This window comes from Deefgea rivuli DSM 18356 (assembly GCF_000620145.1).
Taxonomy (GTDB): Bacteria; Pseudomonadota; Gammaproteobacteria; order Burkholderiales; family Chitinibacteraceae; genus Deefgea; species Deefgea rivuli.
In genome coordinates, this window is record NZ_KK211083.1 from 71671 (window position 1) to 87828 (window position 16158).

Annotated in this window: 17 protein-coding genes and 1 other RNA gene; 8 read left to right on the top strand and 10 right to left on the bottom strand. The window is 50.6% G+C overall.

Features of this window, described 5'->3' with window-relative positions:
- Positions 1-115 precede the first annotated feature (115 nt).
- Together Q320_RS0115240 and rnpB are read left to right on the top strand one after the other, a co-directional pair.
- The gene (locus Q320_RS0115240; RefSeq protein ID WP_211251248.1) at positions 116-733 is read left to right on the top strand and encodes a choice-of-anchor C family PEP-CTERM protein; all 618 of its coding nucleotides are present in this window, start codon (positions 116-118) and stop codon (positions 731-733) included.
- A gap of 162 nt (positions 734-895) precedes the next feature.
- Positions 896-1325, top strand: an RNA gene (gene rnpB / locus Q320_RS21095) — RNase P RNA component class A.
- A 105-nt stretch (positions 1326-1430) separates the two neighbouring features.
- Here rnpB and Q320_RS0115245 read toward each other — a convergent pair.
- From Q320_RS0115245 to Q320_RS0115255, 3 genes are all read right to left on the bottom strand, one after another.
- On the bottom strand, positions 1431-1922 hold the full coding sequence (locus tag Q320_RS0115245; RefSeq protein ID WP_027469713.1) for an SRPBCC family protein: 492 nt from the start codon (positions 1920-1922) through the stop codon (positions 1431-1433).
- Positions 1923-2031: 109 nt separating this feature from the next.
- On the bottom strand, positions 2032-2526 hold the full coding sequence (locus Q320_RS0115250) for a GNAT family N-acetyltransferase (RefSeq protein ID WP_169734465.1): 495 nt from the start codon (positions 2524-2526) through the stop codon (positions 2032-2034).
- A 200-nt stretch (positions 2527-2726) separates the two neighbouring features.
- Positions 2727-2987: an accessory factor UbiK family protein gene (locus Q320_RS0115255; protein WP_027469715.1), complete on the bottom strand. Its 261-nt coding sequence runs from the start codon at positions 2985-2987 to the stop codon at positions 2727-2729.
- Positions 2988-3228: 241 nt separating this feature from the next.
- On the opposite strand from Q320_RS0115255, the gene glnK reads away from it, so the two are divergent.
- The 3 genes from glnK to Q320_RS0115270 all read left to right on the top strand — a co-directional run bounded on the left by glnK (position 3229) and on the right by Q320_RS0115270 (position 6737).
- On the top strand, positions 3229-3567 hold the full coding sequence (gene glnK, locus Q320_RS0115260) for a P-II family nitrogen regulator (RefSeq protein ID WP_027469716.1): 339 nt from the start codon (positions 3229-3231) through the stop codon (positions 3565-3567).
- Positions 3568-3587: 20 nt separating this feature from the next.
- The gene (amt, locus tag Q320_RS0115265; RefSeq protein ID WP_027469717.1) at positions 3588-5015 is read left to right on the top strand and encodes an ammonium transporter; all 1428 of its coding nucleotides are present in this window, start codon (positions 3588-3590) and stop codon (positions 5013-5015) included.
- 120 nt (positions 5016-5135) lie between these two features.
- Entirely contained in the window at positions 5136-6737 is a 1602-nt protein-coding gene (locus tag Q320_RS0115270; protein WP_027469718.1) for a methyl-accepting chemotaxis protein, read from the top strand.
- 52 nt (positions 6738-6789) lie between these two features.
- Here Q320_RS0115270 and ubiT read toward each other — a convergent pair whose 3' ends face one another.
- The 4 genes from ubiT to ubiU form a co-directional block, all read right to left on the bottom strand.
- Entirely contained in the window at positions 6790-7221 is a 432-nt protein-coding gene (ubiT, locus tag Q320_RS0115275; RefSeq protein WP_027469719.1) for a ubiquinone anaerobic biosynthesis accessory factor UbiT, read from the bottom strand.
- Positions 7218-8117, bottom strand: a complete 900-nt coding sequence (locus Q320_RS0115280) for a U32 family peptidase (protein WP_027469720.1) — start codon at positions 8115-8117, stop codon at positions 7218-7220. Before Q320_RS0115280 ends, ubiT begins: the two co-directional genes overlap by 4 nt.
- A 43-nt stretch (positions 8118-8160) precedes the next feature.
- On the bottom strand, positions 8161-8454 hold the full coding sequence (locus tag Q320_RS0115285; RefSeq protein ID WP_211251243.1) for a GIY-YIG nuclease family protein: 294 nt from the start codon (positions 8452-8454) through the stop codon (positions 8161-8163).
- A 103-nt stretch (positions 8455-8557) separates the two neighbouring features.
- On the bottom strand, positions 8558-9571 hold the full coding sequence (gene ubiU, locus Q320_RS0115290) for a ubiquinone anaerobic biosynthesis protein UbiU (protein ID WP_027469722.1): 1014 nt from the start codon (positions 9569-9571) through the stop codon (positions 8558-8560).
- A gap of 178 nt (positions 9572-9749) precedes the next feature.
- Between ubiU and gnd the strand changes: the two genes are divergently transcribed.
- Complete coding sequence (gene gnd, locus Q320_RS0115295; RefSeq protein WP_027469723.1) at positions 9750-10661, top strand: phosphogluconate dehydrogenase (NAD(+)-dependent, decarboxylating); 912 nt, start codon at positions 9750-9752, stop codon at positions 10659-10661.
- A gap of 223 nt (positions 10662-10884) precedes the next feature.
- Here the strand turns inward: gnd and Q320_RS0115300 are convergent, their stop codons facing one another.
- On the bottom strand, positions 10885-11214 hold the full coding sequence (locus Q320_RS0115300) for a zinc ribbon domain-containing protein YjdM (RefSeq protein ID WP_027469724.1): 330 nt from the start codon (positions 11212-11214) through the stop codon (positions 10885-10887).
- A 185-nt stretch (positions 11215-11399) separates the two neighbouring features.
- Between Q320_RS0115300 and Q320_RS0115305 the strand changes: the two genes are divergently transcribed.
- Both Q320_RS0115305 and Q320_RS0115310 read left to right on the top strand, forming a co-directional pair.
- Positions 11400-11939 carry a DUF1523 family protein gene (locus Q320_RS0115305; protein WP_027469725.1) on the top strand — a complete coding sequence of 180 codons (540 nt, stop codon included), beginning with the start codon at positions 11400-11402 and terminating at the stop codon, positions 11937-11939.
- Between the two features lie 321 nt (positions 11940-12260).
- A complete protein-coding gene (locus tag Q320_RS0115310; protein ID WP_027469726.1) occupies positions 12261-12671 on the top strand; it encodes a hypothetical protein in 411 nt (136 codons plus the stop codon).
- Positions 12672-12882: 211 nt separating this feature from the next.
- Here the strand turns inward: Q320_RS0115310 and Q320_RS0115315 are convergent, their stop codons facing one another.
- Positions 12883-14064: a PilT/PilU family type 4a pilus ATPase gene (locus Q320_RS0115315; protein WP_027469727.1), complete on the bottom strand. Its 1182-nt coding sequence runs from the start codon at positions 14062-14064 to the stop codon at positions 12883-12885.
- Between the two features lie 176 nt (positions 14065-14240).
- A complete protein-coding gene (locus tag Q320_RS20155; protein WP_211251244.1) occupies positions 14241-16127 on the bottom strand; it encodes a DEAD/DEAH box helicase in 1887 nt (628 codons plus the stop codon).
- Positions 16128-16158 lie beyond the last annotated feature (31 nt).

The window sequence follows — 16158 nt, forward strand, 5'->3', positions numbered from 1 at the left end:
TTACTACCAACCCCCTATATTGCTGAACTTTAGAGTCAGCTTGTGGCGATGCGTGCTGACTTTTTAAATAAATAATATTTAAAAACAATTAATTACATCATAGAGAGGATGGGAAATGAAACATATCATGAGTCTTTTGTTGGCAGCGGGTCTGGTAAGTACTGCACAAGCGGCGGTATTTCAAAATGGTGGTTTTGAATCGGGCGATTTTAGTGCTGCAACGAGTTTTGACACGATCTATGCAGGGAATTCAGCGATTACGGGCTGGACGGTGGTGGGAAGTGTGGATTGGATTAATCAGCTTTGGCAAAACTCGGAAGGCACGCGGTCAATTGATTTGAACGGTAGTGGCTATGGTGGCATGAAACAAACATTTGATACTGTAGCTGGCCGCTCTTATGCCGTGTCTTTTGATTTGGCGGGTAACCCTGCTCGCCAATCGCTTAAAACAGTGAATGTGAGCGCGGGAAATTTTAACAACGCTTATCAATTTGATACGGCAGGCCGTAATTTTAATAATATGGGTTGGGCTTCTCATTCATTTAGCTTTGTTGCACAAGGCAATAGCACGACATTGTCATTTATTAGCCCAACAAATGATGACAACACCTATTGGGGGGCGACTTTGGACAATGTGTCAGTCGCGGTTGCACCAGTCCCTGAGCCAGAAACATATGCCTTGATGGGAATAGGCTTGCTGGGTTTATTGGCCGCTCGTCGTCGTAAGCACTAAGATTCAATATGGGAATAAGGCAATGGGGAAATGCACTCGGCATTTCCCCATTTTTGTTGGCTTCTTTCGCTGCTCTGCTCGGTTTAAATTTTAAACCATACTTCTCGCCATTCACCATCTTTACTTGCCCCGGCCATGCATTGCGGTGATAATCGCCACCGCGAAGCGGGACAGACCATCGCTGCTGCCAGTGTAATGCTGGCGGGGGAGGAAAGTCCGGGCTCCATAGAGCAGAATGCTGGCTAACGGCCAGGCGGCGTGAGCCGACGGAAAGTGCAACAGAGAGCTGAACCGCCACTTTATCGGGTTGAACTGTGGGATGAAACCACGGGGACTGGTGAAGCGGTAAGGGTGAAAAGGTGTCCTCGTCAGAGGAGCCCCGCAAGGGGTCGGTAAGAGCGCACCGCAGCACTGGTGACAGTGTCTGGCAGGGTAAACCCCATTCGGAGCAAGACCAAGCAGTAGGCGTTGAAGCTGCTCGCTGAGTCTACGGGTAGGTTGCTTGAGCGCATCAGTAATGGTGCGCCTAGAGGAATGATGGTCACGGATGGCAACATCTGGACAGGACCCGGCTTATAGTCCCGCTTCGCCCCCTCATATATTGATGTATTGCTCTGTAGCTTATATTCATGAATGCCTACAGAGCTATACCTATAGAACTACTCTAGTTTTCCTCGATTTCCCGTAACATCTCGGCTTACAAGTTTTTCATATACGCAATCAATTGATCCAGCGCGATGCCCCAGCCAGCTTCAAAACCCATTTCTTCATGCATTTTTTTACCCGCTGCATTTTGGTGAATAACTTGCGCTAGATAATGCGTGCCGTTGGCGTGCGGTGTGAGCGTGATGCTGGCGGTGAATAAAAATGATTCACATTGCGTGCTTGAGGCTGCTTGGATTGGGCGAAAACCCGGCTCTAATGCATTAGTCCACACCAATTTTTGATTCGGAATCAGTTCCAAAAAGCAGCCCATATTAGGAAATTCCTCGCCTTCGGGCGAGCGCATCACTGTATGAAAAAGGCCGCCAGCGCGCAAATCAATCGTGCAATCAACGGTTTGCCACGGCGCAGGCGTGAACCAATGTTTGATGTGCTCTGGCGTCGTCCAAGCCGCCCAGATTTGCTCGGGGCTGAGATCAACAATACGCTCGAAACTCAGATCAAGCTCGGGATTAAATGGCGACATGGTGGATGCTCCTTGTAGAAAATGTTTAAACCGCTGCAAGTCTGCTGCGTTTATCGTAGGCAATAAAAAGCGCACCTGAAACGATGCGCTGTGGTTTGCTTTAGGCGGCTTAGCCTAGTTTGCGAACGAAATGCAAATAACCCATTTCGCGAACGTAGCCCATTTTTTGGTAAATGCGATGTGCGCGAACGTTTTCGGGGCCGGTTTCCATCGTCAACATGCCAATCCCTGCGGCGCGAGCTTCTTTTTCGACTTGCGCGAGTAGTGCTTCACCGATGTGCTGGCCGCGATAGCCCGGTTGTACATAGAGATCGTTCAATACCCAACTGCGGCACAGCGAGATCGATGAAAAGCTCGCAAACACTTGCGCAAAAGCCAGTGTTTCGCCAGCGGCATTGCGCGCGAGATAAATTTTTGAATCGCCCGTTGCCAGACGCTCAGCTAAAAATGCGCGTGCTTCGGGAACATTGTCAGCACAACCATAAAATTGGCGATACGCATTAAACAGCGGCGCGAGTTGGTCAAGGTCGAGAATACTGGCGAAGCTCAAATAAAAAGATGAGGCGCTGTTGGCAGGGTTCAGTTGGGTTTCAGCGGCAGACACGGCAATCTCTTTTGTAGGTGTTTTTCTGTATGGTACAAAAAAACCGAGCGCATAGCTCGGTTTCTGATTGGGGTGTTGCATCCACCGCTTGCTGATTCCGGCTCTGAATCAAAAGTGACACGAAGGCGAGCCGTAGACAGCGCTAAGGCACGGCAAGTGCGATGCCGACAATTCAGTTTTGAATTCAGGGTGGAATGACCTTAAATCCCGTCTTGCGGATTATTGGTTTGCAGGCGCATTTCCAGCTCAGCAACGCGTGCTTCCATTTGCGTCAGTGTTTCGCGCGTGCGTGCCAGCACTTCTTGCTGGATTTCAAATTCTTCCCGCGTAACTAAATCAAGTTTGGTAAATGCTGAGCCCATCATTGCGCGAACGTTTTTTTCGACGTCTTTAGCAGGGCTGGCGGCGATGGCTTCTGAAATTTTATTGGCGATATCATCAAAAAATTTATCTTTTAACATGGCCTGCTCCTTGGTTGAAATGGTTGAATCTAGTTTAGCAGATTCATATTAAATACTGCTTAATTCGGGCGCACCAAAGTAGTGCTTGGTGTGTGTTTATTGATTAAATATTGCGCTGCAACAGTGCTGTAATGATTTGCTCGTAGCTTAAATGCTTGATTTTTATGTATTTAAGCCTCTGGCACGCTTCATGCTAAAGGTAAATCCATCGTTTCAGTACATCCCGCTAAGGAGTTGCACCATGAAATTCGTAACTGCAATTATTAAACCATTCAAGCTTGATGAAGTTCGTGAAGCTTTGTCTGAGATTGGTGTTCAAGGTTTGACCGTGACCGAAGTAAAAGGTTTCGGTCGTCAAAAAGGTCACACCGAGTTGTATCGTGGTGCTGAATATGTGGTCGATTTTCTACCGAAGGTCAAAGTAGAAATCGCGATTGCTGATGACTTGCTAGAGCAAGCGATTGAAGCGATTGAGAAGGCTGCACACACTGGCAAAATTGGCGATGGCAAGATTTTTGTCTTCGATTTGGCGCATGTGGTGCGGATTCGTACCAGCGAAACCGGCGAAGCCGCAATCTAAGTCCCACAGGAGAGAACAACATGAAAAAAATACTCAGCTCGCTCGCACTATTGGGTTCTGCACTCGCCGCAGCCCCTGCGATGGCAGCCGATGCCGTTGCATCGGTGGTTGCTGCTGCTCCCGCAGTAGCGGCAATGACAATCAATAAAGGCGACAATACTTGGCTGTTCGTTGCGACGGCTTTGGTGATTTTGATGTCGATCCCAGGCTTGGCGCTGTTTTACGGCGGCTTGGTGCGCAGCAAAAACATGCTGTCAGTGCTGATGCAAGTATTCACCGTATTCTGCCTGATTAGTATTTTGTGGGTGGTGTATGGCTACAGCGTCGCGTTTACTGAAGGCAATGCCTTCTTTGGCTCGTTCTCTAAAGTCTTCCTCAAAGGCGTAACACCGGATTCAATTGCAGCGACATTTAATAAGGGCATTGGCATTTCAGAATTGATTTACATCGCATTCCAAGGCGCATTTGCCGCGATTACTTGCGGTTTGATCGTCGGTTCATTTGCCGAGCGGATTAAATTTTCTGCGGTACTGGTGTTCTGCGTGATCTGGTTTACGTTCTCTTACTTGCCTATCGCCCACATGGTTTGGTACTGGGCTGGTCCTGATGCTTACACCAGCGCCGATGCAGCGACTTTAGCGACTAAAACGGCGGGTTTCTTGTTCCAAGACGGTGCGCTTGATTTTGCTGGCGGTACGGTAGTGCATATCAATGCAGCGGTGGCTGGCTTGGTGGGTTCGTACTTTGTTGGTAAACGTGTCGGTTACGGTCGTGATCCAATGACGCCACATAGCTTAACAATGACGATGATTGGTGCTTCACTCTTGTGGTTTGGTTGGTTTGGTTTTAATGCTGGCTCTGCACTTGAAGCCAACGGCACTGCGGCTCTAGCCTTTATCAATACTTGGGTGGCTCCAGCAGCAGCTGCAATGACTTGGTTGTTGATTGAATGGATGTGGAAAGGCAAACCTTCATTGCTCGGCGCAGCTTCTGGCGCGGTAGCCGGTTTGGTCGTGATTACGCCGGCGGCTGGTTTTGTTGGTGTTGGCGGTGGTTTGGTGATGGGCGTGTTGGCAGGTGCTGCTGGCCTGTGGGGCGTGCATGGTCTGAAACGCTTGCTCGGTGCTGATGATTCACTGGATGTATTTGGTGTGCATGGGGTGTGCGGTATTTTGGGTGCGATCTTGACCGGCGTCTTTGCTAGCCCTGATTTGGGTGGCACTGGCGTGTGGGATTATGTTGCGAACGGTGTAGCCAGCGGTTACAGCATTGCAACGCAAGTTAAAATCCAAACCATCGGCGTGTTAGTAACGATTGCTTGGTCGGGTGCTGTAGCGATCATTGCTTATAAACTCGTGGATATGACAATTGGTTTGCGTGTGAAAGAAGACGAAGAACGCGAAGGCTTGGATGTGGCTTGCCATGGCGAGAAAGCTTACAATATGTAATGATTTTCTGGCGGTTTAATGCTGGTTTGCAACGGCTCACTGTGAAAGGTGGGCCGTTTTTCTTTGCTTATAGCGCTGCCCTTCACTACAACTAAAGCTCATAAAGGCGGGGTGATTGCGATGAATTTAAGTATTAAGCAGTGTTTAATGATCTTGGCTGCTTTAGTGCTGCTGGGCAGTGGCGCTCAGCTACTTAATACATCACTCAGTCAGCGCGATGTGGTGGTGCGGATCAATCAAGCCAAGGCCTTGGCACATCAAGATAATATTTTGGCGCAATTGCACGGCCAAGTGCTTGAGCTCACGCTGAATGCGATGGACAGTATCGTCGATAAAGACGAGGGCAAAATTCAGCCCGAGCGTATGGCGGATTTACAGCGCCTTAACAAAGGGATTGAAGCGGCGCTGGCGAACTTAGATGCTGGCACTGAGCGTGAGCAAATCAGTCAGGCAGCAAAAAAACTAATGGCCTCGGTTGAAGTGGATTTGACTAAATTGGTGGAAGCTAAAGCCGATGCTGCGGCGTTTTCGGCGATTGACGATCAAATTGATACATCGTCCTCAGCGTTGCTCAAATTGATCGAGCAAAGCGAAGCAAAAGTACAAGCGGCATTTGATGAGGCGCAAGTGGGGCAAGAGCAAGCGATGGCGCAAGCCAGCACGCGAATGTGGATGATGTTTGTCGTGGTGGTGATTACCTTTATTGCGGCCTTGCTCTGGATTTCTCGTTCGGTGTATCGCCCACTGGGCGCCGAGCCGCGCGTTGTTGCTGCGCTCGTTCGGCAAATTGGTCATGGTGATTTAAGTCAAAATATTCGAGTTGAGCATACTGATTCATTACTGGATGGCGTTGCAGGGATGCAAACCGAATTGAAAACAGTGGTCAGTGCGATCCGGCAAGTCTCAGATCAACTCGGGCAATCATCCGATGGGCAAAGCCAGCGCGTACAGGAATTACTGCGTAATTTAGAAAGCGTCAATCATGCGGTTGCGGCGATTCATGAGAGCGTTGAGCACATCAATGCTGGATTGCAGCAAATGGAAAGCAGTACAGGCAGCGCGATTACCCTCGCGCGAGGTGCTGGCGAGCAAGCGCGCGAAGGGATAAGCAGTGTGCAAGTGGTCGCCAATGGCATTCAAACTTTGGCCAGCAGTATTAACTCTGCCGCCGCCGAAGTGAGCGTGCTGGGCGAAGAAACCGCTAATATTGCCAGCATGGTGACCAGCATTCGTGAAATCGCCGACCAAACGAATCTATTGGCACTGAATGCCGCGATTGAAGCGGCGCGCGCGGGCGAGCAAGGCCGTGGTTTTGCGGTGGTGGCCGACGAAGTTCGCAAACTCGCCGAGCGCACCGCACAATCCACCCGCGATATTGTGGAGGCCATTGAAGGCATTCGGGCGAAAACGGCGGCCGTTGTCGCAGGAATGGCGCGTAATGTCGAGCTAGCCGATACCGGTTTGCAGCAAACGCATGGCGCAGAAGCGACGATGCAGCGAATTGTCGCTGGCAGCCATGAGGTGGTGCTGGCGGTCGATCATATTATGTTGGCTGTTGCCAGCCAGAGCGAACAAAGCGCGCTGGTTGGGCGGCGTATTGCCGATATTGATAACAGCGTGCGCGCCAATGCCGCCACTTTTGGCGCTGCGGGTGAGCAAGCTAAAACTCTTAACGGCCAAGCTAAAGATCTTGCAAAAACCGTGGCTCGATTTAAATTGTGATGGAGTATTGGCTTTTATCCATTATTTAATAAAGCCTACAAGCTGATACCTGTTATTTTTCCCAAGCTTCGCGCAGTGGTTTGGGAAAGAAGCGTAGTAGCGGCGCAAAGTCGGTCGCATCCATCAAGTTTTTCAGTGTCAATCCCAATTCGGTATCGCCGGTCATGCTCAAGCGGCGCTGGAAAAACAGCGTATCGGGGTCTTCTTGTCGGCGGGCGATTTGCCAGTAATCGGCCAGGCTCGCGCTGAGCGTCACGTCCGCTGGCGTATCGCCGCACACAAAGCGGCCATTTTGATAGCTCAGTGTAATTCCCCAATCCCAGTCAGTGACCGCCATGCGAACGTGGCGACCTTCCCACCACGCAAAATCCTCTTCTGGCCATAATTGCTGACGCACTAAGTTGAGCACGCCGACGATGCCCAAAGTCGGCGGTGTTTCGGGCAGGCGTTTGAGTAATTGAACGAGGGCAGTAGGGAGTTTCATACCGTTTGCTCCAAACGAATTCCCGCTTGGCCATGCCAATAGCCATTCACCAAGCCTTCGGGATTGAAGCGCGCCCAATCGGCGGCGCTGGTGCTGGCGGGATGGGTGATCTGCTGCTGGTAGGCGGCGATAATTTCAGCGGTGTATTGTGCTTGTGGGCTGATACGCAAATGGCTTGCACCTACCGCGCGCACTTCAATCAGATCATGAATCAAAGCATGGCACGCTGCCGATTGCGTTTGAATGCCGTTGAGGCGCAAAAATGGCTGGCCTTCACGCGTGCTGAGCAACTGCCCGTCGGCATGATCTAGGCACTTAAACTCACAAGCGTCTTTGCTTAAATCGTAATGCCGTGCGGTAAAACAGCGCGCTGAAAATGCCAGCGGCAAACGGCCATGCGCGAAAATTTCGGTTTCAATTGGCGTTGGAGTTGCAGCGGCCAGTTCGGCCAAAGTCGCAGCAATCGTATCGCGACTGGCTTCGAGTGGCGGCAACCAGCGAATCGCGCCGGCGTTTTGATGCCAAGCCAAGGTTGCGCCGTTGTAAATATTCAAATGCGTGCCGGCAATATAGGGAATCTGCAAATCACGGGCGATTTTGACTGCGCCTAAGTCATTGGCTTCCAAAATCCCGCCCTCCGTTGCAAAACGACGTAAAGACGATAAATCAGAGCCCGATTCCAGCAAAGCTTGCGAGCTGTACACGACTTTTTTCCCAGCTTGCGTCAGCTCGCTACCCAGCGCCAACCAATCCGCCGTGCGCAATTCATGCCGCCGTGCACAGACGACTTCGCCCAAATAAATCGTATCGACGTCCCAATTGGCCGCCGCCGCATAAAAATCCAGCGTCGTTTGGCGTGACCAGTAATAGAGCAAAGGGCCAAGGGTGAGTTTCATTGCTATTCCTTATTTCGTCATACCGGCGCAGGCCGGTATCTAGCTACACAATATCCGGATACAAATCCCGCCAATCAGGATTCATTTTTTCAATTAGCGTCAACTTCCACGCTCTCTTCCATTCTTTAATTGCTTTTTCGCGTGCGATGGCGCTTTCCATCGTTGCATGCTGCTCATACCAGATCAGCGTTTTTAGGCTGTATTTTTTGCTAAATCCTTCGGCCAGACCTTCCTTATGTTGCCAAATGCGTTGCACCAGATTGGATGTCACGCCGACGTACAAAGTGCCGTTACGTTGGTTACACAATAAATAAACACAAGGTTGTTTTATGCTCATTTTTTTTATCCAGCGTGTCGATTCAAGCTTTATAGCTTGATTAAGCTGAGCGGCTGGATACCGGCCTACGCCGGTATGACGAAGAGTTGGGTCAACAATTGCCTTATCGCCACGGGCGGCTATACGCGCCCAGTGTTTGTTGGTGGCCTTCCGAGACTTTGCCCAGCGCCTGTTGCCATGTGGGTTTGACCGAATAACGCGGATCGCTCGCCGCATCAAGCGCGGCGCGCAAGGTCGCGGTGACTTCGCCGACATACGCCGGACTACGCTGACGCCCTTCAACCTTGATGGCTTTCACGCCGATACGAATCAGCTCGGGCAAGACCGAGAGTGCATTGAGACTGGTTGGCTCTTCCATTGCATAGTAGGTATCGCCGTCTACGTCAAAGCGACCCTTGCATAGCGTCGGATACCCTGCAGGCTCACCTTTTTCAAAGTGATCGATCAAAATGCCATTGAGGCGCGTATCAAGGGTATCGCCCTTGGGGATCCATTGAACATGGCTGGCAGGTGAACACACCCCGTGGGTATTGGGCGATTCGCCAGTGGCGTAGCTCGATAAAATACAGCGGCCTTCGGCCATCACACACAGGCTACCAAAGCCAAATACTTCGATTTCAACTTGCGTATTTTTAATCACGTATTCGATTTGCGGCAGGGTTAATACGCGCGGCAACACGGCGCGGCTCACGCCAAAATGCTCGTACGCGAGATTGACGGCTTCAAAATTGGTGGCTGAGCCTTGCACCGATAAATGGCGGCGCAATTGCGGATGACGACGCGTCGCGTATTCGAGCAAGCCCAAATCGGCCAGAATCACCGCATTCGCGCCTAAATCAGCGGCAGCATCGATGGAGCGTTGCCATTCTGCGGTGCGACCCGCTTGCGGATAGGTATTAATGGCAATGAGAACTTCCCGAGCTTGGGATTGTGCATATTCAATCCCTGTTTTAAGCTGAACATCAGTGAAGTTAAGGCCGGCAAAGTTGCGTGCATTGGTCGCATTCTTAAAACCAAGGTAAACCGCGTCGGCGCCCGCGTTAATCGCAGCTTTTAAGGCAGGTAAACTGCCAGCGGGGCAAATTAATTGCGGTGTGTGTGGGGCTAAAGAGGGCATAATAGCGCGACCAAATGAATAATCTGGGCTAGCTTAGGCCTTCAGCCAGCCCAAAACTTTAATACAAATCAAAAAAAAGCCTGCATAGTGCTTCGGTGGTAGGCGTAATACCGATAAAAGCACTTGTTTTTCGCTTAGAATATCGTATTCGGCGAGGCAAAACCTACAAGGAAACAGTATGAATATCGCAATGATCGGTTTGGGCAAAATGGGCGGCAATATGGCGCGTCGTCTCTCTCGGGGCGGTGCAAAAGTATTTGGCTTTGATGTGAGCGCAGAAACGCGCAGCCAATTGGCCAGTGAAGAAGCCAATTTTACTGCGTTTGCCAGCGTGCCTGAGTTGATCGCTGCGCTACCAACGCCACGCGTGGTGTGGTTGATGCTGCCATCGGGCGACATTAGCGAGCGCGCGTTTGCGGAAATGAAAACGCTATTGGCTCCGGGCGATTTGATCATCGACGGCGCGAACGCGATGTATAAAGACAGCCAACGTCACGGCGCAGAACTCTCAGCCCTCAATATCAAATTTGTGGATGCAGGCGTTTCTGGCGGCGTTTGGGGCCTGCAAAACGGTTACTGCTTGATGTTCGGTGGCGACAAAGATGCCGCGGCGATGGCTGAGCCATTTATGAAAATCTTGGCACCGGGCGCAGATCGCGGTTGGACGCACACTGGCCCAGCAGGTTCTGGTCACTACACCAAGATGCTGCACAACGGTATCGAATACGGCATGATGCAAGCGTTTGCCGAAGGCTTCGCAATGCTGAAAGCCAAAGAAGAATTCAATCTGGATGTGGCGGCGATTTCTGAAACTTGGTGCCATAGCTCAGTCGTGCGTTCATGGTTGTTGGATTTGGTTGCCGACACGCTGGAACAAGACACCGAACTCGATAATTTGAATGCATTCGTGCCAGATTCAGGCGAAGGCCGTTGGTCAGTGCTCGAATCAGTTGAGCTAGGCGTTCCTGCGCCAGTAATGGCATCAGCGCTCTACGCGCGTTTTGCTTCACGCGGTAACGCTGACTATTCGATGAAATTGCTGTCGATGATGCGCAATGCCTTTGGTGGCCATGCGGTATCGAAGAAATAATTTAGCCGCTTGAAATACAAAATGCCCGCGACCTTCATCAGGTCGCGGGCATTTTTATTGGGTATAAATTTTTCGTCGATGAATTGGCGGAAATAAAATGTAGCGAGAGGTGCAAGGGCAAGGCAGGAAGAAGCGAAAAACCGTAGTTGACTGTAGTCAATGAGGATTTTGAGATTTCTTTCTAACGCCGCAATTGCGCCTCGCAGCCGTTTTAGTGCGCCAATTAAGCTTTTTTCAAAAAACAAGCTTTGAGCATCATCTGACCTAGATCAGTTTTGCAATCGACTTCATGGTCGCCATCCACAATGCGGATGCCTTTGATTTTGGTGCCGACTTTCAAAGTGCTCGACGTGCCTTTCACTTTCAAATCTTTAATCACCACCACTGAATCGCCATCTTGCAGCACATTGCCGTTTGAATCTTTGACGATGCGTACATCGCTTTCTTCGGCCACCGCCACCAGCGGCCATTCAAAACCACAGTCCGCGCAGACGTTATTGTCGCCATCTGGATAGGTGTTTTCCAAAGTGCATTGTGGGCAGGCGTTTGACATAGCAGATTCCGTTAGGGTTTAGCCGACCCATTATACCAGTATAAAGCTTAGGGTTATTTACTCGCTGTCGACGCACGGCGAATCGTTGGCGCTCGTGCCAAGATGATCCGCAACCCGCGCTAGGGCTTACACCTGTCGTATGAGTCTGGTATAAATAAGCGCATTACAGAAAATTGAGAATGGCAATGCACAAGCTAAGAAAACCGCTGTTTATTTTATTGGCGCTACTGGCCATCATCGGCACGGTGGCGCTGGATTTTTTCTTGCCCGAGAAATCAATCACGACGATTACCGGCGTTGAAGTCAAACTCACCGATAAAGATGGCCCAATTAGTAAAGCCAATCCAAGCGATGGCCCGACGATTGATGTGTATTACATTTATACCAATCATTCGACCGATATTATTCGCGTCTACAAAAATGTCGATACAGGCTGGGGCTGGCCGTATTACTTCAAATTCAATTCGGCCGATTTGCAAGCCAAAGCCAAAACGCTGGAATTCGATAAAAAAACCGCGCTGATTACGTCCTACGGCTGGCGCTTTGACGTGATGTCGTGGTTCCCGAATGTCGTCAATATCGAAATCGCCGAAGCTGACAGCACGACATGGAGTTTTTGGCGCTGGTTGGGATTTAGTGTGTGGGGTTTGTTGCTGCTGGTTTTAGCTATTGGCACGTATCGGCTTACACGCATTAAGAACAAAGGCGTGGAAGGTAATACCTAGACGTCTTTGGCAATGTTCAGATTTGGTGTTGATACGTTAATAAGACGGCAATATCGAGTAGATCGCATTCGCTGGGTTTGAGCTGCCGTAGCTCCTTCCCCCTTGACGGGGGAAGGCTGGGATGGGGGTGCTAAGCCATAAAATGCACTCCGTAGTATCACCCCCACCCTAACCCTCCCCCGTCAAGGGGGAGGGAATGCCTCGATTCTTTAACCACCATCAACACGTAATCTGAACAAACCCACGTCTTTAAATGCAAATGCGTAGGATGGGTATCGCCAAAATACGGTTCAACCCATCCTAATCGCTGGAGAATAAAAAATGGCAATTGATACAGAAAGTATTGCACTTGCTGCAAAAATCGCACTAAATCCTGCTGGTTTCTTGATTGATAAAATAGTTGAAGCTACTTCAAAAAATGTATCGAAAGCTGAATCGACAAGCAGTGATGAAATCGCAGTGCTCAAAATTGAAGCTGAGCGACAAGAGTTACAAATGAGAATGGCTGAGGCTCAAGCTCGCGTCGCGCAAGAAATAGCGATTGCGAAGCGTATTGAAACTGCTAAAGAAGTTGAAATGGAGGAGTTTTATGATTATGGAATTGAAGCGCATGTTGGTGTCAAAGTAGATAGTGGAAGTGTCTCTGCTGGAGTTGGTGGTTCGGGGCGGCGAGTAAGTAAGCGTATTTTTCGCTTTCGTGGCAATACGTCAGTAGCGATTGATGCTGAGTAAGTCGATAAATAATCAACTGTTTTATAGCCGCGCCATCGTAAGCAATTGCTATCTGATTAATTTCATGAGTACGAATACGCTATTCGTACCTACTCTACTAAAAAAGCCCAAAGCATTTATGCTGTGGGCTTTTTGTTTGGGGTATATTTAAGTTAATGCTAGGGTATTTAGATGCAGACATTATTCAATAATGCCTGCATTCAAATACCCATTATTTATTTTCTTCCGCCTCTTCCACCACCTCAGGCTCAGCATGCGCTTCTAGCGATAAATGATCCAGTCCGCTGCTGTGTTCTTCTTTGCGGTGGTGCAGGCTGTTGAGTTTGATATTGAGCCGGAGTTCATTCAGCGAATCAGCATTTTTGAGTGCTTCTTCCATGCCGATTTTGCCGGCTTCGTATAGATCAAACAGCGCCATATCAAAGGTCTGCATGCCGAGCTCTCTGGATTTGCCCATTACGGTTTTGATGCCGCCGACGTCGCCTTTGAAAATCAAATCGGCAATCAGCGGCGTATTGAGCAAGATTTCAATTGCGGCGCTGCGACCTTTGCCATCGGGCGTGGGCACGAGGCGTTGCGAAATAATGCCGCGCATATTCATCGATAAATCCATATACAGCTGCGGATGGCGCTCTTCGGGGAAGAAATTGACGATGCGTTCTAGCGCTTGGTTTGAGCTATTGGCGTGCAGCGTACCCATGCAAAGATGGCCGGTTTCGGCAAAATTCATCGCGTATTCCATCGTTTCACGGTCGCGAATTTCGCCAATTAAAATCACGTCAGGCGCTTGGCGCAGTGTGTTTTTTAGCGCGGCAAACCAGCCCTTGGTGTCGCGGCCGATTTCGCGGTGTGTGACAAGGCAATTTTTGTTTTTGTGCACGTATTCAATCGGGTCTTCAATCGTGATGATGTGGCCGTGGCTGTGTTCGTTGCGGTAATCGAGCATCGCCGCCATTGTTGTCGATTTGCCCGAACCGGTGCCACCGACCAGCAACACTAAGCCGCGCTTACTCATCATCACGTCTTTGAGGATTTTCGGCAGACCCATTTCGTCGAAATTAGGAATTTTGCTGGTGATCGTACGTAGCACCATGCCGACTTTTTCTTGCTGCATAAACACATTCACGCGAAAGCGGCCTATGCCTTCGGGGCTGATCGCAAAATTGGCTTCAAATTCATTTTCAAATTCGGCCTGCTGGTCGGGGCGCATGATGCTGTAGGCGAGCGCTTTGCTGGCTGCTCCGTTGAGTTTTTGTGAGCCGACAGGCGTCATCTTGCCGTTGATTTTCATTGCGGGCGGGAAGTCGTCGGCAATGAATAAATCAGAGGCTTTGTGCTGAATCATCATTTTCAGCAAATCATTCATCGTTTTATTGGCTTGTTCGGGGCTCATTGTGTGGCTCGTAGCGGTCCATGCAGACCTTGTATATAGATGAAATCGGCGTGGCTTGCACCACTAGGTTTGTGGCGAAGCGCGGATTATGCTGATGATGCGCTACATTTTGATGGCAATAAAAAAGCCCATGAAGATTCATGGGCTTTGTCGTCTGTAAGACTCACATCGGGCGATTATTCGCCGCGACGTTTGCTACCGCTGCCGCCGAGCAATGCGGCAGTCGGTCGGCCTGATGATGGACGGCCACTGCGATTTTGTTGTGGGCGATCACCGCGTGGTGCGCCCATGCCATCGCTGGCATTGCGCGTTGCACCGGTGCCTGGGCCGCCGTTGCGTCCGCCACCTTGGTAGCCGCGAGTTTGGCCTTGGCCGCTACGGCCACTGCGCATGAGCTCTCCGGGTAAGGTGTTGGCGTTGCTCATTGGCTGCTGTTCATCATAATTGATGCGTTCGCGGCGTGGTGCGGCTGGCGCAGCCATGACCGAATCAGTACGCGGTGCATTGCGTGGATTGCTGCTACGTGGCGCGCCATCGTTACGTGGGCGACGGGTATCCGCAGCCTGCGAATCTGGGCGTGGACGGCGTGCTTCTGTCGTTACGCCTTCAGGACGATCAGCGCGTGGGCGACGATTATCACCATCCGAGCGTGGGCGGCGTTGCTCGCCAGTACTTTCTGGACGTGGACGACGCGCTTCAGCTTCGCCTTCAACCCGTGGACGACGTTCAGCACGTACTTCGCTTTTTGCCGCAGTTTGCGCTGCAGCTGTTTCAGCCAAAGCTTTGCTGCGTGCGCCATTCAGACGTGCGCCACCCGCAGCCGCTGGGCCACGCGGTGCGCGTGGATTGCGGTTTGGATCGCGCGGCGGGCGATCACGGCCCAAGCCACCACGTAGAATCGGTTCTGGTTTAATGCGTAAATCGGCTTCAAAACCTTCCAAGCAGAATTTTGGAATGTCTTGCTTAGTAATGCGCTCGATTTCAGCCAGCAATTTCAGCTCATCAACGCACACCAGCGATACCGCTTCACCCGTGCAACCAGCGCGGCCAGTACGGCCAATGCGGTGAACGTAATCTTCGGCAACGTTAGGCAATTCAAAGTTAACGACGTGCGGCAATTCTTCAATATCCAAACCACGCGCAGCGATATCGGTCGCCACGAGCACTTGCAATTCGCCAGATTTAAATTGCGCCAAAGCCGCAGTACGGGCGTTTTGGCTTTTATTGCCGTGAATCGCCATCGCGGTAATGCCAGAGGCATTCAATTTCTCAGCGACTTTATTGCACGCATGTTTGGTGCGCATAAACACCAAAACTTGATGCCAATTGCCGTCTTGAATTAGTTTGGTCAGTAGTGGCAATTTCTTGTCACGATCGACCAAATGCACGCGTTGGCTAATCAATTCATTGGTCGTGTTGCGGCGCGCAACTTCAACCAAGCCTGGATTTTTCAGCAGCTTGTCGGCAAGTTCTTTGATTTCATCCGAGAACGTCGCTGAGAACAGCAGCGTTTGGCGCTCTTTCGGGAAAATCGCCATCAGTTTTTTGATGTCGTGGATGAAGCCCATATCGAGCATACGATCGGCTTCGTCGAGCACCAAGATTTCAACGCCAGACAAATCAACTGAGCGTTGACCCACTAAATCGAGCAAACGACCTGGCGTAGCGACCAAAATATCCAGCGGCGTGCGCAGACGAGTTTGTTGCGGGCGAATATTCACGCCGCCAAAGACAACCATCGAGCTGATTTTGACGTATTTGGAATAAGTTTTAACTGATTCTTCCACCTGAGCGGCTAGTTCACGCGTCGGGGTGAGAATCAAAACACGGGGGCGACCATTAGCGGTCACTGGGCCTTTGTTAAGTAGCAACTGCAAAATCGGCAGTGTAAAGCCAGCAGTTTTGCCGGTGCCCGTTTGGGCTGCGGCGAGCAAATCGCCACCTTGGATCACCAGTGGAATGGCTTGGGCTTGAATCGGCGTCGGTGACGTGTAGCCAGTATCAGCAACGGCACGCAAAAGTGGTTCGGCCAGCCCGAGGCTAGCAAAAGTAATTTCAGACATTTAGTGTTCCTGCTGCGGCCTGTCGCAAGGC

Coding starts and splice junctions, on each gene's coding strand:
- Q320_RS0115240 (WP_211251248.1), top strand. CDS start 116: ATGAAACATATCATGAGTCTTTTGTTGGCAGCGGGTCTGGTAAGTACT.
- Q320_RS0115245 (WP_027469713.1), bottom strand. CDS start 1,922: ATGTCGCCATTTAATCCCGAGCTTGATCTGAGTTTCGAGCGTATTGTT.
- Q320_RS0115255 (WP_027469715.1), bottom strand. CDS start 2,987: ATGTTAAAAGATAAATTTTTTGATGATATCGCCAATAAAATTTCAGAA.
- glnK (WP_027469716.1), top strand. CDS start 3,229: ATGAAATTCGTAACTGCAATTATTAAACCATTCAAGCTTGATGAAGTT.
- amt (WP_027469717.1), top strand. CDS start 3,588: ATGAAAAAAATACTCAGCTCGCTCGCACTATTGGGTTCTGCACTCGCC.
- Q320_RS0115270 (WP_027469718.1), top strand. CDS start 5,136: ATGAATTTAAGTATTAAGCAGTGTTTAATGATCTTGGCTGCTTTAGTG.
- ubiT (WP_027469719.1), bottom strand. CDS start 7,221: ATGAAACTCCCTACTGCCCTCGTTCAATTACTCAAACGCCTGCCCGAA.
- Q320_RS0115280 (WP_027469720.1), bottom strand. CDS start 8,117: ATGAAACTCACCCTTGGCCCTTTGCTCTATTACTGGTCACGCCAAACG.
- Q320_RS0115285 (WP_211251243.1), bottom strand. CDS start 8,454: ATGAGCATAAAACAACCTTGTGTTTATTTATTGTGTAACCAACGTAAC.
- ubiU (WP_027469722.1), bottom strand. CDS start 9,571: ATGCCCTCTTTAGCCCCACACACACCGCAATTAATTTGCCCCGCTGGC.
- gnd (WP_027469723.1), top strand. CDS start 9,750: ATGAATATCGCAATGATCGGTTTGGGCAAAATGGGCGGCAATATGGCG.
- Q320_RS0115300 (WP_027469724.1), bottom strand. CDS start 11,214: ATGTCAAACGCCTGCCCACAATGCACTTTGGAAAACACCTATCCAGAT.
- Q320_RS0115305 (WP_027469725.1), top strand. CDS start 11,400: ATGCACAAGCTAAGAAAACCGCTGTTTATTTTATTGGCGCTACTGGCC.
- Q320_RS0115310 (WP_027469726.1), top strand. CDS start 12,261: ATGGCAATTGATACAGAAAGTATTGCACTTGCTGCAAAAATCGCACTA.
- Q320_RS0115315 (WP_027469727.1), bottom strand. CDS start 14,064: ATGAGCCCCGAACAAGCCAATAAAACGATGAATGATTTGCTGAAAATG.
- Q320_RS20155 (WP_211251244.1), bottom strand. CDS start 16,127: ATGTCTGAAATTACTTTTGCTAGCCTCGGGCTGGCCGAACCACTTTTG.